Source organism: Kitasatospora sp. NPDC056531, from assembly GCF_042794375.1.
Taxonomy (GTDB): Bacteria; Actinomycetota; Actinomycetes; order Streptomycetales; family Streptomycetaceae; genus Kitasatospora.
The window spans coordinates 10734-27783 of sequence record NZ_JBHTTU010000063.1 but is presented as its reverse complement, the minus strand read 5'-3'; the positions used below and the strand labels follow the sequence as shown (position 1 = coordinate 27783).

11 protein-coding genes are annotated in these 17050 nt (G+C 72.5%); 5 read left to right on the top strand and 6 right to left on the bottom strand.

The genetic code is table 11. The features are described 5' to 3' along the window. Nucleotides 1-419: 419 nt before the first annotated feature. Together eccCa and ACFQ87_RS33620 are read left to right on the top strand one after the other, a co-directional pair. Nucleotides 420-4361 carry a type VII secretion protein EccCa gene (gene eccCa, locus ACFQ87_RS33625; RefSeq protein WP_380614690.1) on the top strand — a complete coding sequence of 1314 codons (3942 nt, stop codon included), beginning with the start codon at nt 420-422 and terminating at the stop codon, nt 4359-4361. Between the two features lie 469 nt (nt 4362-4830). Further along, the gene (locus ACFQ87_RS33620) at nt 4831-6234 is read left to right on the top strand and encodes an APC family permease (protein ID WP_380614689.1); all 1404 of its coding nucleotides are present in this window, start codon (nt 4831-4833) and stop codon (nt 6232-6234) included. Between the two features lie 80 nt (nt 6235-6314). On the opposite strand, the gene ACFQ87_RS33615 is transcribed toward ACFQ87_RS33620, so the two are convergent. The 6 genes from ACFQ87_RS33615 to ACFQ87_RS33590 form a co-directional block, all read right to left on the bottom strand. Continuing rightward, the gene (locus ACFQ87_RS33615; RefSeq protein ID WP_380614688.1) at nt 6315-7613 is read right to left on the bottom strand and encodes a hypothetical protein; all 1299 of its coding nucleotides are present in this window, start codon (nt 7611-7613) and stop codon (nt 6315-6317) included. Nucleotides 7614-7668: 55 nt separating this feature from the next. Then, on the bottom strand, nt 7669-8211 hold the full coding sequence (locus ACFQ87_RS33610; protein ID WP_380614687.1) for a SigE family RNA polymerase sigma factor: 543 nt from the start codon (nt 8209-8211) through the stop codon (nt 7669-7671). A gap of 110 nt (nt 8212-8321) precedes the next feature. After that, entirely contained in the window at nt 8322-9590 is a 1269-nt protein-coding gene (gene mycP / locus ACFQ87_RS33605) for a type VII secretion-associated serine protease mycosin (protein WP_380614686.1), read from the bottom strand. Between the two features lie 85 nt (nt 9591-9675). Beyond that, complete coding sequence (locus tag ACFQ87_RS33600) at nt 9676-9969, bottom strand: WXG100 family type VII secretion target (protein ID WP_380614685.1); 294 nt, start codon at nt 9967-9969, stop codon at nt 9676-9678. A 102-nt stretch (nt 9970-10071) separates the two neighbouring features. After that, complete coding sequence (locus ACFQ87_RS33595; RefSeq protein WP_380614699.1) at nt 10072-10353, bottom strand: WXG100 family type VII secretion target; 282 nt, start codon at nt 10351-10353, stop codon at nt 10072-10074. Between the two features lie 199 nt (nt 10354-10552). After that, complete coding sequence (locus ACFQ87_RS33590; RefSeq protein WP_380614684.1) at nt 10553-12217, bottom strand: type VII secretion protein EccB; 1665 nt, start codon at nt 12215-12217, stop codon at nt 10553-10555. Nucleotides 12218-12416: 199 nt separating this feature from the next. Between ACFQ87_RS33590 and eccE the strand changes: the two genes are divergently transcribed. The 3 genes from eccE to ACFQ87_RS33575 form a co-directional block, all read left to right on the top strand. Next, nucleotides 12417-13820: a type VII secretion protein EccE gene (gene eccE, locus ACFQ87_RS33585; protein ID WP_380614683.1), complete on the top strand. Its 1404-nt coding sequence runs from the start codon at nt 12417-12419 to the stop codon at nt 13818-13820. Next, nucleotides 13820-14587 (top strand): hypothetical protein, encoded by a 768-nt coding sequence (locus ACFQ87_RS33580; RefSeq protein WP_380614682.1) that lies wholly within the window; start codon nt 13820-13822, stop codon nt 14585-14587. The genes eccE and ACFQ87_RS33580 overlap by 1 nt, the downstream gene beginning before the upstream one ends. A gap of 130 nt (nt 14588-14717) precedes the next feature. Continuing rightward, nucleotides 14718-17050, top strand: a 2333-nt coding sequence (locus ACFQ87_RS33575; RefSeq protein ID WP_380614681.1) for an AAA family ATPase, incomplete at its 3' end; no start/stop codon positions are given.

The following is a 17050-nucleotide window of genomic DNA, read 5'->3' as shown; positions in this document are numbered from 1 at the left end:
CACCTCGCTCCGCTCGCCAGGCGCTTCGCGCAACGGGCAGCTCTCGATGATGAGCTCGCTCCGCTCGCTCATAGGTGGCTGCACCTCGATCCTTCGACGCACTGGCGCTCCCCCTTGTTGACGGTGCCGCGGCACGGCTGCGCGCGGTGTGGCTGTGGAACCGGCCCGGCCGGGCCGCGAGTTGGCGCGGCGTTACCCTACCCGTTCGGTTCGTGCCCGGCGCCGGTGCGGGGCGGCGGGCGGTGCGGGGGCGGCCGGGACCGGAACACACCGCTATGTAGGATCGGCGCCTGCGCAAGGTAGTACGGGGGCTGCGCTGTGTGGGGCGTCCTCAGCCACAACCGTCCCGTACGGGCCGTACGCAGTCGCGTGAGGGCTGATGCCGAAGTGATCGATCGACGCCGCGGGGTGGATGACACATGGGTGTGATCACGGTCAAGCGACCGGCCAGGGCGTACCCGCCGACCGTGCCGGACGAGCCGGTGGAGCTGGTGACTCCGCCCGAGCTGCCCCGACAGGGCGGCGAGGACTGGCTGATGAGCATCCTGCCGATGCTCGGCATGGGCGGCTCGGCGGTGTTCTTCTTCTCGCCCGGCGCGGCCGCCCCGATGAAGATCATGGGCGGTCTGATGGTCGCCTCGACGGTCGGCATGGTGCTGGCCCAGATCGTGCGGGCCCGCAAGGGCGGTTCGACCGCGATGGCGGACGAGCGGCGCGACTACCTCAAGTACCTGCAGCAGACGCGCCGCCAGGTGCGCCGCACCGCGGAGAGCCAGCGCGGCGCGCTGCTGTTCCTGAACCCGGCGCCGGACCAGCTGTGGTCGATCGTCGAGGACGGCCGGCGGCTGTGGGAACGGCGGACCTCGGACGGGGACTTCGCGCAGATCCGGGTGGGCCTCGGGCCGGTGCAGCTGTCCACCCCGCTGGTGGCACCGCAGACCGCGCCGATGGACGAGCTGGAGCCGCTGTCGGCGGCCGCGATGCACTCCTTCCTGAAGGCGCACGGCACCCTGCAGGACCTGCCGCTGGCGGTGTCGCTGCGGGCCTTCTACCACATCACGGTGTGCGGCGACCCGGACTCGGTGTACGGCAACGTGCGCGCGATGATCGCCCAGTTGACCACTCTGCACTCGCCGGACGACCTGCTGGTGGCGGTCGCGGTGGCGCCCGGCGCGGCCGAGGAGTGGGGCTGGACCAAGTGGCTCCCGCACAACCAGCACCGCAAGGAGAGCGACGGCGCGGGCTCGCGCCGGCTGTTCGCCACCGACCTGGGCGACCTGGAGTACCTGCTGCAGGACGAGCTGGCCGGCCGCCAGCGCTTCGTCCGGGACGCCGCGCCCGCGGCGGACCAGCCGCACATCGTGGTGGTCATGGACGGCGCCGGGGTGCCGCACGACTCGCTGCTGGCCGGTGCCGAGGGCGTCCAGGGGGTGACCGTCATCGAGGTCGTCCCGGGCGAGGTGGACGAGCCCAGCGGGCACCTGATGGTGACGGTCAACTCCGAGGAGCTGGTGCTGCGTTCGGCCTCCGGAGCGACCTACACCGGCAAGCCGGACCTGCTCTCGGTGTGGCAGTCCGAGGCGCTGGCACGGCAGTTGGCGCCGTACCGGATCTCGGCCGGCGGCGACGACGAACCGCTGCTGTCCAACCTGGACTTCACCGACATGATGAACTCGGGCGACCCGGGCTCCTTCGACGTGAGCCGCAGCTGGCGCTCCCGCCCCCAGCACGAGCGGCTGCGGGTGCCGATCGGCGTCGGCGCCAACGGCGAGCACGTCTACCTGGACATCAAGGAGGCCGCGCTGGAGGGCATGGGTCCGCACGGCCTGTGCGTCGGCGCGACCGGTTCCGGCAAGTCGGAGCTGCTGCGCACCCTGGTGCTGGCGCTGGCGATGACCCACTCCTCGGAGACGCTCAACTTCGTGCTCGCCGACTTCAAGGGCGGTGCGACCTTCTCCGGCATGGCGGACATGCCGCACACCTCCGCGGTGATCACCAACCTGGAGGGCGAGCTCACCCTGGTCGACCGCATGCGCGACGCGATCGAGGGCGAGCTGCAGCGCCGACAGGAGCTGCTGCACCGCTCCGGCAACTACGCCAACCTCCACGAGTACGAGCGGGCCCGGGCGGCCGGCGCGGCGCTGGACCCGCTGCCCTCGCTGGTGCTGATCATCGACGAGTTCTCCGAACTCCTCACCGCCAAGCCGGACTTCATCGAGATGTTCATCCAGATCGGCCGCATCGGCCGATCGCTGGGGGTGCACCTGCTGCTGGCCTCGCAGCGCCTGGAGGAGGGCAAGCTGCGCGGCCTGGACACCTACCTCTCGTACCGGATCGGTCTGCGCACCTTCTCGGCGGCCGAGTCGCGGGCGGCGATCGGGGTGCCGGACGCGTACCACCTGCCGCCGGTGCCGGGTGTCGGCTACCTGAAGTTCGGCGAGGACGTGATGGACCGGTTCAAGGCCGCGTACGTCTCGGGGCCGTACCGGGCGCCGGGGCAGCAGCGGTCGACCGGCGGACGCCGGGTGAACGCCCGCCCGGCGGAGTTCACCGCGGCCTACGTGGAGCTGCCGGACCCGGTGGAGGAGGAGGCTCCGCAGGCGCCGGAGCAGGACGACGCGCTGGTGGACACCGTGCTGGACGTGTTCGTCCAGCGGATGTCCGGCCAGGGTCCGGCCGCGCACCAGGTGTGGCTGCCGCCGCTGGACGAGGCGCCGAGCATCGACCACCTGCTGCCGCCGCTGCAGGTCGTCCCGGAGCGCGGGCTGACCGCGCCGGGCTACCCCGGCGGCCGGCTGCGGACGCCGATCGGCGTCGTGGACAAGCCACGCGAGCAGAAGACCGACATCCTGGAGGTCGACTACGCGGGGGCGGCCGGCCACGGCCTGGTCGTGGGCGGCCCGCGCTCGGGCAAGTCGACCGTGGTGCGCACCGCGGTGGCCTCGTTCGGCGTCACCCACACCCCGCGCGAGGTGCAGTTCTACCTGCTGGACTTCGGCGCGGGCAGCTTCCAGTCGCTGACCGGGCTGCCGCACGTCGGCGGGGTGGCCGGGCGTCTGGACGTGGACAAGGTGCGCCGGATGGTCTCCGAGGTGCACGGGGTGATGAACCGGCGCGAGGAGTTGTTCCGGAGCGCCGGGATCGACACCATCGGGACGTACCGGGCCCGGCGGGCGGCCGGTCAGCTGCCGGACGAGGCCTTCGGCGACGTCTTCCTGGTGATCGACGGCTGGAACACCTTCAAGCAGGAGTTCGAGGCGCTGGAGCCGGTGATCGGCGACATCGCCCAGCGCGGCCTCGGCTACGGCGTCCACCTGATCATCACCGCGACCCGCTACGCGGAGGTCCGCCCGGCACTGAAGGACCTGCTGCAGAACCGCATCGAGCTGAAGCTCGGTGACGCGATGGAGTCCGAGGTGGACCGCCGGGTGGCGCAGAACGTCCCGCCGCTGGCCGGTCGCGGCGTCACCGCGGACCGGCTGCACTTCCTGTCCGGCCTGCCGCGCCTGGACGGCTCCTCCTCGGTGGAGGACCTGCAGGACGGCGTGGCCGGCCTGATCAGCGCGGTCGACGGGGCCTGGACCGGCCCGCGCGCCCCGCAGGTGCGCATGCTGCCGGCCGTGCTGGACGGGAACTCGCTGCCGAAGGGCTCCGAGTACCCGGAGCGCGGCATCTCCTTCGGCGTGGACGAGGCCGAGCTGGCGCCGGTGTTCGTCAACTTCGAGACCGACCCGCTGTTCATCGTCTTCGGCGACACCGAGTCGGGGAAGTCGGCGGTGCTGCGCATGCTGATCAAGCAGATCACCGAGCGCTACACGCCGGAGCAGGCGGGCATCGTGGTCGGCGACTACCGGCGCGCGCTGCTGGGCACCGTGCCGCCGGAGTACCTGGTGGAGTACGCGGCGGCGCAGCCGGCCATGTCGGCGATCGTCGACATGCTGCGCGGGGCCTGCGCCCGCCGCCTGCCCGGTCCGGACGTGACCGCCGAGCAGCTGCGCAACCGCAGCTGGTACAGCGGCAAGGACATGTTCGTGATCGTCGACGACTACGAGCTGGTCGCGACCAGCTCGGGCAACCCGCTGGCGCCGCTGGCCGAGTTCCTGCCGTTCGCCCGCGACATCGGCCTGCGGGTGATCGTGGCCCGCAGCGCGGGCGGCGCCGGACGGTCGCTGTACGAGCCGGTGATCCAGCGGATGCGCGAGCTGGGCGGGCAGGGCGTGATCCTCTCCGGCAACCGGGACGAGGGCGCACTGCTGGGCACCGTCAAGCCGCAGGCGCTGCCGCCCGGCCGAGGCGTCTACGTGTCACGCCGCGCGACCAACGGACAGATGGTCCAGACGGGCTGGCTGCCGGTGGCGTGACCGGGCCGCCCGCTACGGACGGTGATCGAAGGGGTCGGACTCCCAGGAGTCCGGCCCCTTCGCCGTCCCAGGTGCTGAAACGTTACCTAGATCTTTCCGGGCCGGGGCTGCGGTTCCCGTACCCGGCCCGGGAGTTGCGCCGCCGCTTGGAGGCGCCTGGGTGTAGTGCCGTCCAGCCGGATCATCACCTTTGAATGGCGGGCTGCAATACGAAGTTCACCTTCGATTCATCCTCGATGCGGTCGAGGTAGCAAGTCGGACAAACCGCGCAATGACTGTACGTGATCATCGGATCGCATGATTATGCCCTTCACCGCAACGGATTCCGAAGCAGTTCCGACGTTGACGCAATCAATACGCCCAAGGTTCCATTGCGGCCCGGGAGCGACCGGAACAGACCCGAGCAGCCAGCCAGCGGAGGCGATACCGCTCCCATTCCAAGGACCGCTCAGAGCCGATCGGAAGCCACATGACCGACACGCTTCGCCCGCCACAGACCGTAGCCGCCACGGCGGACGGGGCAGCCGCCCCCCAGCAGCTCAAGCGCTCCATCGGCGTCGTGGGCGGCACACTGCTCACGCTGTCCTGCGTCACCCCGGCCTCGACGCTCTTCGTGATCGTGCCGGAGCTGTTCTCCAGCATCGGCAGCGCCACCGCCATGGCCATCGCCATCGGTTCGGTGCTCTGCATCGCGGTCGCGTTCTGCTACTCCGAGCTCGGCACCCTGATCCCCAGCGCCGGCGGCGAGTACGCGATGGTCGGCACCCTGGCCGGGCGGCTGGCGGGCTGGCTGGTCTTCATCCAGTCGCTCATCGTGGTGATGATCGTCCCGTCGGTCATCGCCCTCGGCACCGCCGACTACCTGGCGCCCGTCCTCCACGTCGACAAGCCGATCGCCGGCGCCGCGGTCATGCTCGCCGCCACCCTGGCCGGTCTGCTCGACCTGCGGGCCAACGCCTGGATCACCGGCATCTTCCTGGTCCTGGAGGTCGTCGCCGCCGGCGTCGTCTCAGTCCTCGGCTTCGCCCACAGCAACCCCCACCACCCCGGTCTGCTGCACGGCGTGGTCGCCGGGGACGGCGGCGCCGTCAGCCCGGTCGGCATCGGCGCCATCATCGGCGCGCTCGGCATCGCCCTCTTCGTCACCCAGGGCTTCTCCACCGCCGTCTACCTGTCCGAGGAGCTGGAGAACCCGCGCCGCACCGTCTCGCGCACCGTGCTGTGGACGCTCGGCCTCTCCAGCGCCATCATCCTGATCCCGGTCGCCGCCATCACCGTGGGCGCCCCCGACCTGCAGACCCTGGCCTCCGGCGACATCTCCGGCATGGTCACCACCTGGAGCAACTCCGCGGTCGGCACCTTCATCAGCCTGTGCATCGCGCTGGCCATCATCAACGCCGGCATCGTGATGGTCATCCAGAACTCCCGGGTGCTGTTCGCCTCCGCCCGCGACAAGGCCTGGCCCGAGCCGGTCAACAAGGCCTTCGGCACCCTCGGCCGCTTCGGCTCCCCGTGGATCGCCACCCTGGCGGTCGGCATCCCCGGCGCCGCGCTCTGCTTCGTCAAGGGAGAGCTGCTCAGCAACATCACCGGCGTCGCCGTCACCGCGATGTACCTGCTGGTCGCGATCGCCTCGCTGCTCTCCCGGCGCGGCCACCACAAGCACGCCTCCGCCTGGCGGATGCCGCTGTGGCCGGTCGTCCCGGCGCTGCTGATCCTCGTGCTCGTCTTCATCATGACCAAGCTGGACGCCGAGCCCCTGCTGTGGACCGGCGGCATCACCGCCGCCGCCACCCTCTACTGGCTGTTCTACCTGCGCCCCCGACAGGCCACCCGCTGGGTGATCAGCCTCCCCGAGGACCAGCAGGGCTGACCCCCGCTCCCCCACACCCCTCCCCCACACGGCAGTGCCCCGGGCTCCCCCAAGCCCGGGGCACTGCCACGTTCACGCCGCTACCTCTTCAGCACCCAGACCGGGGCGGCGGCGATCGCCTGCATCTGGTCGTTGGTCAGCACCGGGGCCTTGCGGGTCGCCGGGGCCTGCTGGGTGCCGCTGTTGAACGAGCTGATCACCACCCGCAGGCCGTCCGGGTGCAGGGTGTCGACGCTCCACATGCCCACGCCCGGCTTGTCGCTCCCCTTGCGGACCACCACCTTGGTGCCGTCCGGCAGCGTCTGGGCGTTGCCGAACAGCTCCTCCTTGGTCTTGTCGTCGTGGCTCCAGTCCTGCACGTTGAGCTGCACCATGGACTTGCCCTTGCCGTCGTCGAGCACGAAGTTGGCGTAGCCGAAGCCGTTGCTCATGGTCTCCGTCTCGGTCAGCCCGTTCGGCAACAGCTTGGCGACGATCTGCAGGATCTCGTCCGCGCTGTACTCCTTGCTGGTGTCCCGGGGCTTGACCGGCTTCGGCTCCGGGATCGCGGCGATCACCCCGTCCCAGGACTTGTCGGTGACGATCGCCTTGAGCTGCTCCGGCGACAGCGGCGGGGTCGGCCGGCTGTCCGGCGAGCCCTTCTCGGCCGCCGAGTTCCACTCGGACAGCTGGATCTGACGGCCGTCCTGGCCGATCAGCCTGGCGTTCCACCACTTGGTGGTGGCCCGCTTGTCCGGGTACTCGTAGCCCTGGAGGACGGTCACCGAGCCGCCGCCCGGCAGGCTGGTGGTGGTGCAGGCGTCGTACGGGACCGTCTTCTTGTCCGGGCAGGCGTCCTGCGCCAGGTTGGGGTCGTTCGACGCCACGCGGCTGAACGAGATGCCCATCGCGGCCTTGCCCTTGCCGTCGTCGAACACCAGGGTGGCGCCGGCGCCGCCGGGCTTGCCGGGCGTCGCCTCGGTGCCGGTGCCCTGGCCCGCGGTGACCTGGCCCTTGGGCAGCAGGGCCTGGAAGGCGGCCAGCACCTCGTCGCCGGAGACCGCCGTGGCCGTCGGCGAGGCGGTGGCGGAGGCGGCGGAGGCCGGGGTCACCGCGGCGGTGGAGGAGCTCGCGGCCCCGGAACTCGCGGCGGCCACCGTGCCCGAGCCGGAGGAGGCGGAGGTGGACCCGGTCAGGTACACCGCGCCGGTGCCGACCAGGGCCAGCGCGGCGGCGCCGCCCACCACCGCGGCGGTCGAGCGCCGGCGCCAGCGGCGGCGGCCGCGCCGGTAGCCGCCCGCGACCAGGCCGGCCTGATCGGTCTGCTCCGGGCGGAAGCCCTCACCGGTGCGGGTGATGGCGTAGAGAAGATCGTCCTCGAACTTGTCCGGTTCGGACATGGCTGATCACCGTCTCCTTGCGTCATGAATGGTCGGTGGGCCTTGCGAAAAGCGTTCAGCGGGCGGCGAGTTCGGCCAGCGAGTCGCCGAGCAGGGTGCGCAGCCGGGCCAGCGCCCGGGTGGTCCGGGTGCGGACCGCGCCGGAGGAGACCCGCAGCACCTCGGCGGTCTCCTCGACGCTGCGGTCCTCCCAGTAGCGCAGCACCAGCACGGCACGGTCCTTGGCGGGCATCCGCCCGAGCGCGTCCAGCAGGGTCAGCCGCAGACTGCTGTCCGCGTCCCGCCCCTCCGGCTCCGGCAGCGCCTCGGTCGGGCGCTCGCCACTGGAGCGGCGGCGTTGCTGGGCGATGAAGGTGCGCACCATCACGGTGTGGGTGTAGGCCGCCGGGTTGTCGATCCGGTGCCGACCGCCGGTGAAGGCGCTGCGCCGCCAGAGCACGTACATCCGACTGAGGGCCTCCTGCACGAGGTCCTCGGCGTAGTGGGTGTCCCCACTGGTGAGCAGACAGGCCGAGCGGTACAGGTGCCCGGTGCGGCTGGAGACGAGTTCCAGGAACTCGGCGTCCTTGACCTCCCGGCCGCCCCCGATCCACCCCATGCCCGCCGCTCCCCCTCGTCCGCCCGCCCTGACACTTCTTCGATGCGGTGAGCGGCCGACGGTGTTACAGACGTTTCACAGGATTTCTCCGAGCAGTCGCGAGGCACGGATCAGTCGGCGGACTTGCGGCGCTGGTCACGCAGCACGACACCGCCGCCGATCAGCAGCGCGACCAGCAGCGCCCCGATCGCGAGCACGTAGGTCGCGGTGCGGCCGTCCCGGTCCGCCTGGGTCTCTCCGAGGCCGACCGGCTGCGGCACGATCGGGGCGGCGGCCAACTGCACCGGGGCGTCCGGGGTGGGGGCGGACGGCGCGGCGTCGGGGGCCGTGGTGACGGCCTTGACCGGGTCCACCACGCCCCAGCCGGTGAACCGGTTCGGGTCGCGCTCGGTGCGCTGGGCGGTCTGCTCGATCCAGGCCCGCACCTGGGCCGGCTTCCAGTCCGGGTGGGCGCCGGCCAGCAGCGCGGCCAGCCCGGCGACGTACGGGGCGGCGAAGCTGGTGCCGTTGTCCACGCACTGGCCGCCCCCGGGAACGGTGGAGAGCATCTCGACGCCGGGCGCGGCGACCTTCACGAAGGAGCCGTACTGGGAGAACGGCGCGCGCTCGTTGTTGCGGTCCGAGGCGCCGACGGCCAGCACGGTCGGGAAGGCGCCCGGGTAGGTGTCGCCCTCCTTGCCGTCGTTGCCGGTGGAGGCGACCACCACGATGTTGGCGTCCTCGGCGGCCTGGATCGCGGTCTTCAGCTCCTGGTAGCCGCCGAAGTGGGCGTCGCCCGCGCCGCGCACGTCCTGGGAGATGTTGATGACCCGGATCGGGGGCTTCTTCGGGTCCTTGTTGTTGTTGACGGCCTCCGTGATGGCCGCGACGAGGCTGGAGACGTCGCCGTTGCCCTCGCTGTCGTTCTGTCGGATCGAGTAGATCTGGGCGTCCGGGGCCAGCCCGACGAAGCCGGTCTTGTCACTCTTACGGGCAGCGATGATGCCCGCCACCTTGGTGCCGTGGCCGACCGGGTCGATCTTGGAGGTGCCCTCGACCGGCTGCTTGGTCTCCTTGTTGACCAGCAGGTTGGAGCCCTGCAGCACCTTGCCGGTCAGCTGCGGGTTCTGCTCGTCCACCCCGGTGTCGATGACCGCGACCACCACGCCCGCGCCGGTGGTCTTCCCGCCCTGCCACAGCTCGTCGAGCAGCAGCCGCTGCAGCGACCACGGCACGGTCTGCACATCGGGCGCGGGCTTCGGGCAGTCGCCCGCGGCGGCCAGCCCGGGCCCGCCGTCCGCGTACGCCGGGGCGGTCAGCGGGCCGCCCAGCACCACGAGCGCGGCCAGCGCCGCGGCCGTCCTACGGAACCCGCGTCCGGACACCCTGCCACCCCTCATGTTCTCCACCCGTGCCACGCGCCGAAGGGCGGGTGCCCGGAAACCCGGGTACCCGCCCCTGTCGTTCCCGTTCGGGAACCTTCGGTCAGTTGTGCCAGAGCTTGGCGTTCTGGTCCTCGGTCGCCTTGTAGCTCTGGGCGGCGCTCTCCAGCGAGCTGGCGATCTTCCCGCAGGTCTCGTGCAGGTTGGTGGCGGCGCTGTCCCACTTGGTCTGCTGGGCGTTGTAGCCCTCCTGGGCCGCACCCTGCCAGCTCTGCGAGATGCGGGTGACGTCCTTCTTCAGGTCGTTCAGCATCGTTTCGATGCGGGCGGCGGAAGCCTTGACCTCCTCGGCCGCGTTGTGAACAGTCTGGAAGTTGACGAGGATGTGGTCGGACACAATGTCTCCCTTGACGAGTATGCGGAGCACCCCGCGCTCAACCGCGGGCGCCCCGCCGGGCGGTAGGTCGGAACAGGGCGGTGATCAGCGCAGACGCGGTGATCAGCCCTGGTTGCCGAACAGCGCCTTCTGCTCCTCTTCGGTGCTCGCGTAGTGCTTGGTGGTCAGCTCGATCGCGTGCTGGATCTTGCCCAGCGAGTCCTTGAGGTCCGCGATGTCCTTGTTGACCTGGTTCTGCAGGGTCGTGTAGGCGCTCGCCGCCTGGCCCTTCCAGCCGCTGGTGATGTTGGTGACCGTGCTGTCGAGCTTCACGCGCTCGGCCTCGATCTTGCCGATCGCGTCCTCGATGCGCTTCGCGAAAGCGTTCATCTCCTGAGCGGTCATCGTGAACTGACCCTGAGCCATGCTCTACCGTCCCCCATGAGACACATTGTGTGTACGGAGGGCCCCACGACCCCCCGCTGCATCACCGGTGTGATGTCCAGCAGCACTGTAGTCGGCACACGCAACTCACCCAACATCGAGCGCTGAGCAGTTACCAGACCATGACACTGGTGCCAATTCCGTTGCCCGGCGCGGTCGATCAGGCGTTCTGCGGCTGCGCCGCGCTCTTCGCGGTCAGCGGCGGACCGGCCGGCACCAGGTTCGACCACTGCTGCGGCACCGGCAGCGGCTGGAGGTTCGGGTAGCCCAACCGCGCCTGGTTGCCGCCGGGTTGGTCGTCCGGGTTCTGGGTCGGCTGCCCGCCCGGGTCCGAGGCGCCGGGCTGCGGGGTCGGCGTCTTCGAGGCGCCGGCACTCGGCGAGGCGGTGGGGTGGCCGCCGTCACCGTTGGACGGGACGGCGTAGCGCAGGCCGGTCTCGGTGATCAGGAAGTCCGTGCCGGAGCCGCCCGTCCCGTTGTCCATCGCGCGGTAGAACAGACCGTGACCGGGCGTCACGTACGCCGCGCCCGCGCCGTTGTTGTACGCAGCCGGGTACGCCGTGCCGGCCCAGACGCTGCGCTTGGGCGTGCGCCCGTCCTCGGCCAGGCCGTCGAAGGTGCTGCAGACGACCAGACGGGCGTCCTGGCGGTCCTGCCAGTTGTTCACCGGCGCACCGGACTTCAGCGGCCAGTCGTCCGCGGTGCCCGGCAGCCGGGTGTCGGTGTTGAACTTGGACTGCTCGTCCGGGGTCATCTCGTCGCTGCGCGGCTTCTTGTCCTGGTCGTACTTGTAGAGCATCTGGTTGGCCGGGTTCTGCCGGATCAGCTCCTCCTGGAACGGAGTGATCAGGTAGAGCCGGTCCTTGCCGACCACGTAGTGGCGGTCCTGGTAGTGCACCAGCCGGCCGACCCGGCGGTCCGCCTGGTTCCCCAGCTCCACCTGGGAGTTGGGGCCCTGGGAGTCGGCCGTCTCCTTGAGCTGCGGGAAGGTGATCGCGGTGGCGGGCACCAGGGTGTCCAGCCATTCCCGCTTGACCCGCTGCGGCACCGCGTTGGGCCCGAAGACCGCGGTGATCAGCGCCTTGCGCTCCTTGTCGTCCGACTGCGGCGAGCCGATCTCGTGCTTGCGGCCCTGCGCGTCGACCAGGTACACCTTCGCGCCGCCCGCGGACGGCTGCCCCGGCGCCGGGGCGGCGGAGATCTGCTGGTCGTCCGCCTGCTGCACCAGCATCAACTGGTCCTGGCCGAGCACCCGGTCCTTGGCCGCCAGCGTCGCCGCATCCGGACCCGCCGCCACGAACACCGCCTGGTTGACGGTCTCCTGCTTGTCGTCCGAGCCCGGGCGGTCGCAGACCGACCACTTCATCGACTGACTCGCGTTGTCCTTGCTCGGCAGCTTGTCCGGGGCGTACGGGATGCCGATCGTCGGGCCGTGGTTGGGGTAGCGGTCGAGCACCCCGTCGTCCACCACCACGACCTTGGCGTCCGCAGGCAGCACCAGCCGCGCCGAGGACATGTTCAGCACCTGGTGCAGCCGCTTGGTCTTGCCGTCCGGGTCGATCAGCACCACGTACCGGGTGGTCGACTGCTTGCCCTGGATGATGTTCTTGCCGCTGTCCCACTGCAGCGGGGCGGCCGGCTTGAACACCCCCCAGACCCCGAAGCCGGCCACGACCAGCGTCCCGACCAGCACGCTCGGCAGCACCGCCTTCACCGGTCGCGGCGCGTCCTCGTCGCTGCCCCCGCCGGAGGGCAGCAGGAACGCCCCCACCGTGCGCTTGCGGGCGAAGGTGTACGCGTTCAGCTCGTCCCGGCGCGATGCCATCCTCGTCGTCCCCCTTGTCAGACGTGTGCCAGGCGTGGTCGGCCCCCGTCGGCCCGACCCGCCCCGTGGTCCGCACCCGCCGGGCGGGATCCGGCTCGAACCCTCTACGATGCGGCAGCAGACGGTGAGTACGGTACGGGTACGGTCCGCGAACCAGCCAGCCGGGCCGCGACAACGGATCAGAGAGGGCCACCGGGGGATGCCAAGCCAGACCGCTCCAGGACGCCGCGGCACCGCAGGCGGCGGGAGGTCACGCCGGTCCGGACGGGCCCGGGGCGGCCCTTCCGCTCCGGCCGCAGCCGTCCACCCGCCGACGGCCGGCACGGCCGGCGGGCCCGTCCAGGTCCGCGTCAACCCCCGGCCCGGGCTGCTCGGCGGACGCCTGAAACTCCAACAGCTCGTGCTGGTCGAGGTCGCGGCCGCCCTGGTCGCGGTGGGCTGGACGATCAGCCGCCCGGTCGCGGCCGGCTTCGGCTCGGTCTCGCTGGTCCTGCTGGTGCTGGCGGTCATCCCGCTGCGCGGGCGCACCATCCCGGAGCTGCTCCGGGTCCGATCCGCCCTCAAGTCCCGCCGCAAGCAGGCGAAGTCGCTGCTGCCGCCGCCCGGCACCGACCCGGCCCTGGCACCCGCGCTGGAGCTCGAACCGGGGCTGCGCACCTGCACCCACGCCACAGAGGCCGAGTTCGGCGGCCGCGCGGTCCGCCGGGAGACCGGCATGGTCGGCGACGGCACCTTCCTCAGCTCGGTGCTGCTCGTGCAGGCCAAGGACCAGCCGCTGCGCCCGGTGCGCACCGCACTGCCGCTGCCGCTGGACGTGGTCTGCTCGGCGCTCACCGTGGACGACATCACCCTGGAGTCGGTGCAGCTGGTCCAGCACACCCAGCCCGCCCCGGCCCCGCACCTGCCCGAGCAGTCGCTGGCCGCCCGCGCCTACCGCGAACTGCCCGACGGCACCTCAACCCCCGGACTGCGGCTGACCTGGATCGCCCTCAAGCTCGACCCGGAGCGCGCGGCCACCGCCGTCCGGGCCCGCGGCGGCGGCGAGGAAGGCGCCCGCAAGGCCCTGCAGCGGGTGACCGACCAGCTGGCCGGGCGGCTCAACAGCGCCGGGTTCAACGCGACCGTGCTGGACGAGCGCGAGCTGATCGCCGCCCTGGCCATCGCCACCTGCGCCAACCCGATCGCGGTGGCCGGGCGTCAGGGCACCGGCAGCGGCGGCGGCACCACCCGCCGCACCCAGGAGGGCAACCGCTTCTGGCGGATCGACGACCGCTGGCACAGCACCTACTGGATCTCCCGCTGGCCGCAGCTGAGCCGCCCCGGCGGCGCCCCCGGCCGGATCGCCGCACCGGACCTGGTCAACCTGATCACCGGCTCCCCCGCACTGGCCAGCACCTTCAGCCTGACCGCCGCGCACGGTACCGGCGGCTCGGTGACCGTCAGCGGGCACCTGCGGGTGACCGGGCGCAGCGAGAGCGAGGTCGGCGAGGTCGGCCGCCAGGTGGAAGCCCGGGCCCAGAGCGCCGGACTCGGCCTGGTCCGACTCGACCTGGAGCAAGCCCCCGGCATGCTCGCCACCCTGCCGCTGGGAGGAGCGTCCTGATGGCGTACCAGACCTACCCCGCCCCGGGCCCGACGCCCGGCGCCGAGCAACGCAGGGCCCGGCCGCGGATCCTGCCCGGCTTCGGGCTGCGCGGTCCGCGCCGGGAGAAGCACGTACTGGAGGCCGCCGACCTCTCCGCGCTGGCCTTCCCGGTCGGCGACGACGGCGTGGTCATCGGCGTCGACCCGCAGGGACTGCCCGCGGTGCTCGGCCTGTTCCGCCCCAGCGCCTACGACCTGGTGCTGGTCGGCGGCATGTGGACGGCGCAGATCATCGCGCTGCGGGCGGCCGCGATCGGCGCCCGGGTCGCGGTGGAGACCGCCCGCGCGCAGCTCTGGGGCCCGATGGCGCAGGCCGCCGGCGGCGGACAGCCGTGCGTGACGATCCACCAGGTCGGCCGGCTCGGCCCGCAGGGCGCCTCGGTGGCCTCGCCGGTGCTGGTGGTGCGCGACCTCGGCGCCCGACCGCCGCGCAGCCGACTCTCCGCCGCGCCCTGGCAGACCACCCTGACCCTGCTGCCCTACCTCGGCCCGAACGCCTCCCGGGTGCTCAACGCGGCCGACCTGGTCGGCGTGCAGCGGATCTCCCCGCAGGAGGCCGAGCTGACCGGCCGGGTGCTGTCGCTGCCGCCGGAGGACGTGGCCGCACTCCCGACGCTCGGCGACGACCTCACCCTGTGGGCCACCCGGATGCGGCGTCAGTACGTCCGGGCCGTGGCCGGGCAGGCCGAACAGCAGGTGCTCGGCGGCCCGCGGCGGATGGACTGAGCCGACCGTTCCGGGCCGGTCGATCCCGGTCCGGGACTAAGCCGCCTTCAACCGGGGCAGCCGTACGGCCTAGTCTTTGTTGCGGCAACGGCACCGCTGAACAAGCGGCGGCGAACACGAGGGAGCCCTAGTGAGCAGCGATCGGGACGGCGTCTACGTCGGCGACAACGCGGCAGAGGACGACGACGACTGGTCCGACGCGCCTGACTACACTCCCCCGTCCTGGTACGTGCAGTCGGACGCCCCGGCGGCTCCGGGCGGCGCCCCGGCGGGCGCTCCTGCCGTTGCTCCGGCGGCGGCTCAGCCGGCCGTCCCGCCCGTGCCCGCGCCCGCGCCCACCGCCGAGGCGTCCGCGCAGGCTCCCGGCGCCCAGGCCCAGCCTCCGGCCCCGGCCCCGGCCCCGGCCGCCGAGCCGGTCCCGGCCGCCGAGCCGGTCCCGGCGGCCGCGCCGGTGCCGCCGTCCGTCCAGGCCGAGGCGCAGCACGTGCCGTTTCCGATGCCGGCCCCGGCCGCGATGCCCGAGCAGCAGGCGCCCGCCGCGGCCTGGCCGACGGCGGAGGCGCTGGCCCAGCCAGGCGCACCGCAGCAGCACCCGTACCCGGCTCCGGCACCCGCCGTTCAGCCGGGGCAGCCCGTCCCGCCGCAGGACCTCGCGCAGCCGCCGGCCCAGCCGGTGCCCGCGCAGCACCCGGTGCCCGCGCAGCACCCGGCGCACCCGCAGCCCCCGGCGGTGCCGCAGCACCTCCAGGTGCCGCAGGCCGCCCAGCCTCCGCAGGCGGCGCAGGCGGCGCAGGACCCGCAGGCCGGTTGGGACCCGCAGGCCGCCTGGGCCGCCCAGCCGCCCGCCGGCGCGCAGCCGCAGCCGCAGCCGCAGTCCGGCCAGCCGCTCCAGCCGCAGCCCGCGCAGCCGGTCCAGCCCCAGGCCGGCCCGGTGGACCCGCGCCAGGGCGGCTGGCCGCAGCCCGGCGCCTACCCCCAGCCGGCCGCCTTCCAGCCGCAGCCCGGCCAGCCCGCTCAGCCCGCGCAGCCCGGCCCCGGGCAGCCCTGGCCGCCGCAGGGCGCCGCCGCGCAGCAGCCCGCCGCGTTCCAGCAGGCGGCCGCCCCGCAGCAGACCGCGCACGGCGCGCCGCTCGGCTACACCGCCGCCGTCGAGCTGTCCTCGGACCGGCTGCTGCGCAGCCAGCCCAAGCAGCAGCGCCAGCAGCCGCGGTTCCAGTTCGGCGGCAAGGCCGCGGCGGCCGAGAAGGCCCGCAAGCTGGAGATCATCCGCACCCCGGTGCTGAGCTGCTACCGGATCGCCGTGATCAGCCTCAAGGGCGGCGTCGGCAAGACCACGACCACCACCGCGCTCGGCGCGACCCTGGCCAGCGAACGCCAGGACAAGGTGATCGCGATCGACGCCAACCCGGACGCCGGCACCCTGGGCCGCCGGGTCAAGCGCCAGACCGGCGCGACCATCCGCGACCTGGTGACGGCCATCCCGCACCTGCGCAGTTACATGGACATCCGTCAGTTCACCTCGCAGGACATGAACTCGGGCCTGGAGATCCTGGCGAACGACGTCGACCCGGCCGTCTCGACCACCTTCAACGACTCGGACTACCGCCAGGTCATCGACGTGCTGGGCCGCCAGTACCCGATCATCCTGACCGACTCCGGCACCGGCCTGCTGTACAGCGCGATGCGCGGGGTGCTGGACCTCGCCGACCAGCTGATCATCGTCTCCACCCCCAGCGTGGACGGTGCCTCCAGCGCCTCGACCACGCTGGACTGGCTCTCCGCGCACGGCTACGCGGATCTCGTGCAGCGCAGCATCACGGTGGTCTCCGGGGTGCGCGAGACCAGCAAGATGATCAAGATCGAGGACATCGTCGCGCACTTCCAGACCCGCTGCCGCGGCGTCGTCGTGGTGCCCTTCGACGAGAGCCTGGCGGCCGGGGCCGAGGTCAACCTCGACATGATGCGGCCCAAGGTCCGCGAGGCGTACTTCGAGCTGGCCACCCTGGTCGGCGAGGACATCATCCGGGCCCAGCAGGCGGCCGCCCAGCAGGGCGGCTGGCAGCAGCAGGCCCAGCAGCCCCAGCCGCAACCGCAGCCGTACCAGGCGCAGGTCCCGCAGCCCGCCCCGGGCGCGCCGTGGGCGCCGCAGCAAGGCCAGACCCCGCCGCCCCCGCCCGGCTACGGCTACCCGCCCCAGCAGGGCGCCCCGGCCCCGTGGCCGCAGCAACAGGGCGCCCCGCAGCCGGACCCGGGCTACGGCTACCCACCCGCCCAGGGCCAGCCGCCGGCTCCCGCGCCGCCGGCCGCGCCGGACGGCTACCAGCCCCCGCCGCCCGGCTACGGCTACCCGCCGCAGGCGCCCCAGCAGTGGCGAAAGGAAGGGGGCGACGGAGGTAGGCGGGGGGGGCCTCCTCTTTTTCCCGCGGAGGTGGGGCCCGTCCGTTGGCTTTCCCGCCCGCTTTC